The 7312-nt window shown below is 45.8% G+C and carries 6 protein-coding genes; 3 read left to right on the top strand and 3 right to left on the bottom strand.

Annotated elements, in window-relative coordinates; all coding sequences use genetic code 11:
• Positions 1-201 precede the first annotated feature (201 nt).
• The 3 genes from JGK07_RS27510 to JGK07_RS27500 all read right to left on the bottom strand — a co-directional run bounded on the left by JGK07_RS27510 (position 202) and on the right by JGK07_RS27500 (position 4758).
• Positions 202-1725 carry an RtcB family protein gene (locus tag JGK07_RS27510; RefSeq protein ID WP_293207775.1) on the bottom strand — a complete coding sequence of 508 codons (1524 nt, stop codon included), beginning with the start codon at positions 1723-1725 and terminating at the stop codon, positions 202-204.
• A 290-nt stretch (positions 1726-2015) separates the two neighbouring features.
• Positions 2016-3851, bottom strand: coding sequence for an APC family permease (locus JGK07_RS27505; RefSeq protein ID WP_293225812.1), 1836 nt, complete (start codon positions 3849-3851; stop codon positions 2016-2018).
• Positions 3852-3918: 67 nt separating this feature from the next.
• Complete coding sequence (locus JGK07_RS27500; RefSeq protein ID WP_293225810.1) at positions 3919-4758, bottom strand: prephenate/arogenate dehydrogenase; 840 nt, start codon at positions 4756-4758, stop codon at positions 3919-3921.
• Positions 4759-5490: 732 nt separating this feature from the next.
• Here JGK07_RS27500 and JGK07_RS27495 point away from each other — a divergent pair.
• The 3 genes from JGK07_RS27495 (at position 5491) to JGK07_RS27485 (ending at position 7288) form a co-directional block, all read left to right on the top strand.
• Positions 5491-5616: a MerR family DNA-binding transcriptional regulator gene (locus JGK07_RS27495; RefSeq protein WP_325315668.1), complete on the top strand. Its 126-nt coding sequence runs from the start codon at positions 5491-5493 to the stop codon at positions 5614-5616.
• A 114-nt stretch (positions 5617-5730) separates the two neighbouring features.
• Complete coding sequence (locus tag JGK07_RS27490) at positions 5731-6108, top strand: recombinase family protein (RefSeq protein ID WP_293185124.1); 378 nt, start codon at positions 5731-5733, stop codon at positions 6106-6108.
• Positions 6047-7288, top strand: a complete 1242-nt coding sequence (locus JGK07_RS27485; RefSeq protein WP_293185122.1) for a transposase — start codon at positions 6047-6049, stop codon at positions 7286-7288. The genes JGK07_RS27490 and JGK07_RS27485 overlap by 62 nt, the downstream gene beginning before the upstream one ends.
• The last annotated feature ends 24 nt before the right edge of the window (positions 7289-7312 follow it).

Genomic DNA, 7312 nt, shown 5'->3' with positions numbered 1-7312 from the left:
TTTTTTCTGCTGGAACAGGCTAGAAGCCCATTTTACAATCTTTGAAATTGTCTTTGGGAACGGGCTAGAAGCCCATTCCACAATCTTTGATTTTTTCTGAGGGAACGGGCTAGAAGCCCATTCCACAATCTTTGGAATTTTCTGGTGGAACAGGCTTCTAGCCTGTTCGTAAAACCAGTTTTTGAGAACCGACAAATCAGCCTAGGCTTTAAACGTTAATACTGGCTTCATTTTAGCGACAATCCCCACAATTTGTGCCTCCACCTGAACGTCAATCACTGGTTGAATTGGCTTGTAAGCGGCCGGTGCTTCTTCGATTCTACGTTCTTCGCGTAAGGTAATGCAATCTACGCCAGTTAATCCCAAAGCTGCTTCAGTTTTGTCAGCACCTTCGCGACTGAGATCGAAACGCGATCGCGCCCTGCCCGCACCGTGAGAAGCCGATCGCAAAAATCGATCGTTTCCCAAACCAATTAGCAAATAAGACGGCGCACCCATCGAACCAGGTACAATTACAGGCTGGCCAGAATGTGCGGGACAAGCGCCTTTGCGAGTCACCCAACCGTCACCTTCAGCTAAGGTAATATTGTGAGGCAAATCGTAAACTAAAGGAGCTTCGATATCCCCGAAAACTTGCCGCAAACGCAGTCGCAGAAGTTCTGCTAGCAGCAAACGGTTGATAAAACCGTAATTGGCGGCGGTTGCTTCCGCTTGTAGGTAGCTGCTCACAAGTTCGGGATTGGCTTCGACAGACAGCGGAAACAGCCCGGATTCAGGGTATTTTAGGGTTTTCGGCCAGGCTTCGCAAGCTCGATCGCGCCACATACCGCCGATGTATTTGCCGACATTTCGCGAACCGGAGTGAATCATAAAAGCGATTTGTCCCGATCGAACTCCCCAAGTATAGGCCGTAGCTCGATCGACCACTTCTTCAACCACTTGAATTTCTACAAAATGATTGCCGCCGCCGATGGTACCTAACCCGCCATCCCTGACAGTGCCGTCATTTGGGACTAATTCTTCGGGTGCCCATTTGACATCGCCATTCATCGAACCGCCTCCGAAAGTGCGATCGCACTCTTGCGCCAACTGCTCGAAATCCGAATTTGCTGCGCTACCAATTGCCCGATCCAGCATACCATCCAGCCATCCGGGGATGCCGTGTTGGAACATCGCGCGGGCAGTTTTTGCAGTCATGCTGACATCACGAGTACCGAAGAAATAATCGCCTTTCATCAACTCTACAAATCGATCGCGCTTTCCCAGAAATTGTTCGACAGACAAATCAGCAACGTGCAAGCGCATCCCGCAGTTAATGTCGGAACCGACAGCCGCCGGAATCACCATTTTGTCAGTTTGGACGATCGAACCAATTGCCACTCCCGCATCCCCCGGATGGAAGTCTGGAGTGGCGCAGGCGCGACAAACACAACCACCTTGAGGGTGACGGACATTCGCCAAATTTGCTAACTGTTTCAGCGCCTTTGCTTCCACCGGAAAACCTTCTGGAAGCAAAACTTCTGCTGTTGTGGAACTGGCATCTTGCCAGTTATCTCTTGTAGCAAAAACATTTTCACTGTTTTCTGTTGTGGAACTGGCATCTTGCCAGTTTTCTTTCAGAGAACTATTGAGACAAATCGAGTAGACTTGATTGTCGTAACTCACATCAAGACCTTGCCGAGACAAAGCTCGCAAAAGCCTGTTCAAGTTTTTTGGCTGCTGCATAAATAGTCTGTTGCGGGTTGCAGTGCAACCCCCACAAATTGAAGAGATGTTGTAGTTAGTAAAAGACTTTGGTTCAGCAGCCGCAATCTTTTCAGAGACAAGTTGAAGGCAACTTTTCTAATTATGTCGATCCTGGCACATTATTTTTTATCTGTCAACCGCTTTCTTAGCGATTCTCAATTTTTGTGAGGTACGCGATCGAGTAATTACCAATTACCAATTACCAATTACCAATTACCAATTACCAATTACCAATTACCCAAGCGTACCGCACTGTTATACCAGAAACGCTACAGATAATATCTAACCGTTGTCACAACCCGACTTTTTTTAGCCAGCAAAGCCGCCTTCAAAAAGAAAGCAGTTTGATTGTGTAGCAGTCCCTCCCACCAATTTTTCGTCACAAAAGCCGGAATAATTAGCGTTAAGAAAACTCCCGGGCGTTGCTCTTCAAACAAAGTCAAAAAGTGAGTTAAAGCCTCACCAACAGAACGGTAAGGCGATTCCAGAATTTCTAGGGGAATGTCAGATTGCAAATCTTGCCAAGCCGCTTGCAGTTTTGCTCTATCTGTCAAACCTATATCTACGTGAACCGCCACAACCTCATCAGCAATTAAACGAGCGTAATCCAAGGCATCAAAAGTTCCCCGGTGCAACTGGCCAACTAACACCACCGCCGGATGTGTCACCGTCTTAACTTTAGGTCTGGGAGGATAAGATATGGGTTCTATTCCCTGAATGCTCAAGCGAGCGGCTACATACCGATAGTGCCGGTGAATAGCTAAAAATAGACTAACTACAATCGGAATAGTTACTACCACAACCCAAGCTCCCAAAAGGAATTTGGTAGCGACAATTACAGCTAAAACTCCCGTGGTTGCCACTGCACCAATACCGTTCATCACAGCACTAGATTGCCAGCCTTTGCCTCGCTCCTTAAACCAATGAATCACCATTCCAGATTGGGACAGAGTAAAAGAAGTGAAAACTCCAACCGCATACAGCGGAATTACTGCGGTGGTATCGCCTCGGAAGATGATAATTAACAGAGCCGCGCAGAGGCTGAGCAAATTAATGCCATTAGAATAAACTAGGCGATCGCCCAACAGCGACAACTGCCTCGGCAAAAACCCATCCCGCGCCAAAAAATAACAAAGTCGCGGAAAATCTGCATAACTCGTATTCGCAGCCAACAGCAAAATCAACAGAGTTGCAGCCTGCAAATAGTAATAAAATATGCCGACTCCAAAAATATCTTTTCCTAACACAGAAAGGAGCGTTTCGTTTTCTTTAGGAATCACCTGATAAATATGGGCTAAGTAACTAATGCCCAAAAACATAAATCCCAGAATTACTCCCAAATAAGTTAAAGTTAGGCGTGCATTCTTCCATTCAGGAGGCTTAAAAGCCAACACTCCATCCGATATGGCTTCAACTCCAGTCAGGGCTGTACAGCCCGCCGCAAAGGCGCGCGCGATCAGAAACAATCCCAAAGGTTCCTTAGCTGGAATGTTTTCTAATGCTGGCAAAACATGACCTGTTGCCTGTTGGAATAAACCCGAACCAATCAAGATAAAAATGCCCACGATAAACCCATAGGTGGGAACCATAAATATCTTGCCAGATTCCCGCAGTCCCCTGAGATTGGCAAACATGATCAGGACAATACAAACTAAGCACAGTTCTACTGTATAGGGCAGCAAGGAGGGAACTGCTGAAGTCAAGGCTGCAATACCAGCGGAAATGCTGACTGTTACGGTGAGGATGTAGTCAATCATCAGCGAAGCTGCTGCGATTAAACCGGGATAAATACCCAAGTTTTCTCGCGCCACAATGTAAGCGCCACCGCCGTTGGGATACGCTTTAATTGTCTGTCGGTAAGACAGCGCCACGATCGCCAACAGTAAAACAATAATTCCCGAAATAGGCAGCGATAAACTTAAACTGCTGCTCCCGGCTAGTAACAGCACCAGCAGAGTTTCTTGAGTAGCGTAGGCCACAGACGAAAGTGCATCGGAAGCAAGAACAGCTAGCCCTGTAGCGTTGCTCAGCCGTTCGTGAACAGATGCGCTGGTGGGCAGAGATTCACCCAGTAAAACCCGCTTGAGCCGAGAATAAGTGTACATTGAAACTCAATATAGAGGCGTCCACAAATCATAATCGAGACGGGGACAGTTTTCAGCAATTTTGGGATCACAAGTGGTAATTATCTCTGGCTTGTTGAGTCAGCTTCAGCTTCTGTTCGAGAGCTTGCCAATCTTCGGCTTCGATATCGCCCATCAACTCGTCGAGACTGTCGCGGTAAATAGAGAGCGATCGCAATAATTGCTCTCGATTGTACTTTGCCACCATCACTCCCAGCTCGGGGTTGCCGCCCCCTACGCGGCTGGTGTCCCGAAAACCCGAACTCGCCAAATTTTGCGCTAAATTCACAATATCTCGATCGCCCTCTCGATCGCACGCAGCCACCAGCGTCGCGCTAGCCATTATCGGCAAATGAGAAATCCAAGCCACAGCTCGATCGTGTTCCTCGGGCCCGCACCGATAAACCGACGCACCCAACAACCGCGCAATTTCCTCAACCTTCTCCACTGACTGCGCCGGAGTCTGTGCAGTCGGAGTCACCACATAAGGCCGCCCCACAAACAAATCCCTCACCGCCGCCTCAATCCCACTTTCAGCAGTCCCCGCCATCGGGTGTCCCCCAACAAAATTCGGCCACAGAGCTGACACAGCATCGACTATGGGAGTTTTTACCGAACCGACATCGGTTACAATCGCATCAGGGGAAAGATGGGGAATTAATTTTTGGACGATCGGCTCGATCGCGGATAACGGCGTGCAAATAAAAACCAAATCCGCTGTTGCCATCAAAGACAGGTGTATGCTGGCATCATTGACAACACCTCTTGCGATCGCCCGATCGCAAGTCTGTTGGCGACTCGAAACCCCAACAATATTAAACCCGCGCGATCGTAAATCCAGAGCGATCGAGCCACCAATTAAACCAAGTCCTACGATACCGATATTCATCAGAAAAAATGGGTTTCAAACCCCGTCCTTCGCTTGACGGCTTGACAAGAAAATTTTAGGATTAATAGCAACTTTCGCTTTATAATACAATATGTAGCGAAAGGTCAACTATGTACCTGACTCAAAAGAACCAAATTCGCAATTTAAATAAAGCGGAGTTTTTGGCTCTGTGTGAGTTGTGCCGCCTTAGCAAAAACCTTTACAATGTGGCGTTTTAGGCAGTTGCCAAAATACAGAGGTTTGTCTAGATTTTCTCAGAATTTGACGAAAACCAACAATAATTGTGATAAACTGGGGAAACGCTTGATTAGTGCGGGTTGCTAAAGCTTACTGGGTGTGAAAACCACAAAAAAACACTTGGCTCAAACTGATCCTCAAAAAACCAAATATTTCAAGTCCTCTGCTAATCAAGGCAGTCTCTAACTGGGAAGAGTAAGCCAACCTGAGCAAAAAGGAAAACATATATAGCCTTTTTCAGAAAGATGAGGTATGCCAAGATATGCTGGAACCTTACAGTGTAAAGCTTTTTAGGTCAAGATTTGTCCGCGAATGAATGTGAGAAAGGCTATAGCACTCGCTCTAGGCAAAACATAGACCGCTAAGTTTGATTTACAGATTTCTGTAGGTTTTTAGAAGCGGCTGTTGTCACAAAGTAAACAATTTCCCATAAAGTCCTGGAAAATAGCGTCAAAATCAGGCAGTATATATCAAGAGTAAAAAATATTACCAGCGATGATCAAATATGTCACGCCGCGAAAAGCTTGCGAAATGCTGCAAGTCTCAGAGAAAACTCTTAGAAACTGGGAGCTTGCCGACAAAATATCAGCAATCAGAACCCCCTCCAACCAACGACGCTAGGACATTGACAGCGTTCTCGGAACAGGACACAACCGAGTTATCGCCATCTACGCAAGAGTCAGTAGCTACAAATAACGAGAACACCTCGAACGACAAGTCAGCTACCTCCAAAATATCTACCCGCAAGCCAAAGTCTTTAAAGACATCGGGTGTAGACTCAACTTCAAAAGAAAAGCACTGCTTGCCCTTTTGGGACAAGTCATGTCAGGAAATATCTCAACAATTGTGGTTGGACACCAAGACAGACTCGCAAGGTTTGGTAGCGACCTCATCAAATGGCTCTGCGAGCAAAACAATTGCCAACTCATGGTTCTCAGTAGAAACGAGCTGTCTTGTGAACGAGAAATGGTTGAACATATCCTTGCCATCATCCACGTCTTTAGTTGCCGAATCTACTCCCGGGGTAAATACAAATCTACTATCAAAGAAGATTCGAGTTTACCCAGAAACCAAGCTAGCAGCGAAATGGAGGACTTGGATTGCAGCAAGTAGATGGTGTTACAATCAAGCAATTGCTATCCTGAAAACAGAAAAGATTGGCAAGTACGATCTCAGAAAAAAGATTATGGACTCAGCTCCAATCTGGGTGTCCGAGCAACCTTACAACCCACGACAAATGGCAGTATTCCAAGCTTTTGAGGCACACAAAGCTGCTAAAAAGTCAAAGGGTATCGCCAAATTTAGAAGCCGATTTGACCGTTCCCAGACTATCAGGTTTCAAGTCAGTAACTGGAAGTCTGGGACTTTTTACCCGCAAGCAACCAAAGGATTATCATTTAAAGTATCCGAACCAATTGCAGATGTAATGGAACATGAGCCAACGCTGTCACTAATCAATGGGCAATGGTTTATATGCTATGCAGTTGATACCGCAAAGCCTCTGCAAAACGAAAGCAGTTTAGCTATCGCCTTAGACCCTGGCGTTAGAACGTTTTTGACTGGTTTTGACGGCAGTGATATCTTGGAGGTAGGAAAGAATGATATTGGTCGTATCTACCGACTAGCAAGACATTTAGACAAATTGATGTCAAGAATAGGGCTGCACAAAGGAGGACAATTCAAACGATTGAGGTATTGCTTGAGAAAGTCAGCGACCCAGATTCGGATTCAGATTAAAAACTTAGTCAACGAGTTACACAAGAAGGCTGCTAAATACTTGGTGACCAAGTATAAAATTATTTTCTTGCCGACTTTTGAAACGCAGCAGATGGTAAAAAAGGGGAAACGAAAATTAGCGACAAAAACAGCTAGAGCCCTGGTCACTTTGAGCCATTATAGGTTCAAACAAATGTTGAAGCATCAAGCATCCAAATCTGGTTGTATTGTAGTAGACGTGACCGAAGAATACACATCCAAGACTTGTTCAAAGTGCGGGCATATTCACACTAAATTAGGTGGGTCTAAGAAATTTAAATGTCCAGAATGCGGACACACTCTGGACAGAGATGTAAATGGCGCTTTCAATATTTTATTGAAAGCTTTGAGAGATACCTCCTTGACGGGAGAGCTTGCAGCTTTCACGCGTCTTGCCATACACAGTAAGTTTGGGCTTAGTCCTAGATTTACCGGGTTAAATGTATCTGTAAATATTGGTCGCAAAAGTAAGCAGAATGGTTTTACCGGACTGTCTAGAGGCTGTTTGACACAGCCATTAAGGGTGAAAATCTCTTAAGAATCCCCGTCCGTTTTACGGCGG

This window comes from Microcoleus sp. PH2017_24_DOB_U_A (assembly GCF_020738205.1).
In the GTDB taxonomy this organism is placed as follows: Bacteria; Cyanobacteriota; Cyanobacteriia; order Cyanobacteriales; family Microcoleaceae; genus Microcoleus.
This window is presented reverse-complemented; position numbering and strand designations above follow the sequence as displayed.

Bases quoted from the DNA above. Each gene is read 5' to 3' on its own strand.
- JGK07_RS27510 (WP_293207775.1), bottom strand. From the start codon at position 1,725: ATGCAGCAGCCAAAAAACTTGAACAGGCTTTTGCGAGCTTTGTCTCGG.
- JGK07_RS27505 (WP_293225812.1), bottom strand. From the start codon at position 3,851: ATGTACACTTATTCTCGGCTCAAGCGGGTTTTACTGGGTGAATCTCTG.
- JGK07_RS27500 (WP_293225810.1), bottom strand. From the start codon at position 4,758: ATGAATATCGGTATCGTAGGACTTGGTTTAATTGGTGGCTCGATCGCT.
- JGK07_RS27495 (WP_325315668.1), top strand. From the start codon at position 5,491: ATGATCAAATATGTCACGCCGCGAAAAGCTTGCGAAATGCTGCAAGTC.